This is a genomic window from Bacillus sp. S4 (genome assembly GCF_040838205.1).
GTDB lineage: Bacteria > Bacillota > Bacilli > Bacillales > Bacillaceae_G > Bacillus_A > Bacillus_A cereus_U.
In genome coordinates, this window is record NZ_JBFPJI010000446.1 from 1 (window position 1) to 2,208 (window position 2,208).

The following is a 2,208-nucleotide window of genomic DNA, read 5'->3' on the forward strand; positions in this document are numbered from 1 at the left end:
GTATAATCCAAAACTTATTACTAGAAACCGTACAAATACTAATAGCTCTTCAAAAATAGAAGCACATGCTTCTATGGCAAAAGACAATTCGAGTTGACGAATTTGATTTTTCTCATCATCAAAATCGGAAGCTACAACTTTTTATTAAATACAGCTTCAGCCTTATGACCTTGCAGTATATATTGACAATACTTTAGCTAGTCATAGAAAATCTTATGGAACAATCGCGATATATATAAATCCAAATACTTCTCAACGGATAGGATTATGGACAGTATATGATCCATCAAGATATTTAATATATTCCTAATTTGGTTGGGTAAGTAATAGACCAATTAATCCATAATAAGAAAAAGAGGCTGCGAAATAATTACAGCCTCTTTTCTTTAATCGCATTTTTCTATTTGGTCGCCTTCTTCACCTGCATTTTCTGCCGAACTATCCGTTCCGCCTCCCACTGCATGTTGCTGTTTGGTATTAGAACTTTCGATGGCAGCGTTGGTTCCCGCTGCACTGTCTTCTCCGCCACCACTTGCCACTTGAGTAGCACCAGCCTGTTCCTTACGGGTTTTATTAATTTGATTATTGATGATAAGTATAAATTCTGCCTCTTCATCCGAAGTCTCTTTTTTCATTTTATGCGGCTCAATCTGGTCCCCACTAATTCCCTTATTTATGGCTTCGCCTCCAGCGCCCACCGTTTGTTGCTGTCTGGTATTCGATGAATCAATTGCTGCATTACTTCCTGCTGCACTATTTTGTCCGGCTCCACTGGCAATTTGTGTTGTATTCGGTGCAAATGTAATCTGATTATTAATGACAATGACAATTTTTCGTTTATCAGCAAGATTTCCCAAATTAATTTCTTCTCCATCTTTTTTTACAAATCGAAACGTGATTTTTTCATTGTTTTCCATGTTCTCCCCCCTTTGTAGTATTAAATGACTGGAGAATGATAATGGATTGGACAAGCGTATTTTTTTATAAATATGTGCCCCCGCCCACAATGAAGGGTGTATTATCAGGTTCCGGTATTTTGCTCGTATTAGGTACGTCGACTTGACGACAGTCCAGCATCCGCCGAATTTTGGAATGCATGGAGAAAAGCCTTATAGGAGATATAGAAAGAGAGATTAGTAGAAACATTGGTATATAAAGGTTTCTAGGTTTGATTATATTTTCCTTTTCTTATTTAGATTTATCAGCCAAATATCTAGCATAGTGAATTAAATTTCTAGCTACATCTAATTCAAGATTAAATATATTAGGTACCCCTGGTCTCCAATTCACCTCAAATAACCACAATTTTTGATCTTTATCAATCCCTACATCAATTCCTAACTCATCAAATACTACATCCTTAAATAAAGAATTAAAATGGTTAGCAAAAGTTACTGCAAATCGTTCTAAATACCTTTTAATATTATATCAATCGTTATCAAATTCCGCTTTTAAAAAAACATCTAAATAAGTACTGTAACCACCCTTAGCCATATTTGATACAACACTTCCTAATGGACCTATTCTCGGGAATATAGAAGTAACAACCCACCTGCCTTCCCCATTTCTTTGAACATGCAATCGAAAATCATAAACATGACCAGATTTCATTTGACATGAAATAAACTGTTGAACTATGTAACCTTGCTCTTGAATCTTATCAGATATAAAGCTCCGTAATTGTTTTTTATTCATAGATGAAATTTGTTCTGACTCATTCATACTATAATTCATCCCGTTTTTTTCAATGAAAACAATACCACTACCTTGATGTCCAGAAATTGGTTTAATAATAAGTTTTTCATAACGATTAATCATGTCAAAAAACTTATTAACATCATTTAATTCATAAAAAGGAATAAGATATTGCTTAAATTTTTTTGCTCTATTTATTCTGTTATATACACTTAATTTATTTCCAATTGAATGGCTTGTAAACGGAACTTTTTCATATAGATGATCATAGATTTGCTGATTTTTATCACTAATATGAACACTTGCATTATAAATAACATCTGGAAAAGAAAATTCTTGTTCAACCCACTTACCATTTTCATAAGTTTTACCTAAAATCTTCTCCGTTTCTATATTTACCTTCCCTAAAGTAAAATAAAAAAAGTCCACACCTTCAGCTTTAGCTACAGCAGCGTAAGTATATGCTTTCTTTACGTCATTCGGGTCTTTCCGATGATGAAGCATACCAATTAT

The 2,208-nt window shown here is 33.7% G+C and carries 1 protein-coding gene and 1 pseudogene; both read right to left on the reverse strand.

Annotation, left to right across the window (positions count from 1 at the left end; genetic code table 11):
* Positions 1–386 precede the first annotated feature (386 nt).
* The gene (locus AB3X48_RS21395) at positions 387–917 is read right to left on the reverse strand and encodes a hypothetical protein (protein WP_088099074.1); all 531 of its coding nucleotides are present in this window, start codon (positions 915–917) and stop codon (positions 387–389) included.
* A 271-nt stretch (positions 918–1,188) separates the two neighbouring features.
* Positions 1,189–2,208 (reverse strand): annotated as a pseudogene (locus AB3X48_RS21400) (YheC/YheD family endospore coat-associated protein); the annotation flags it as partial.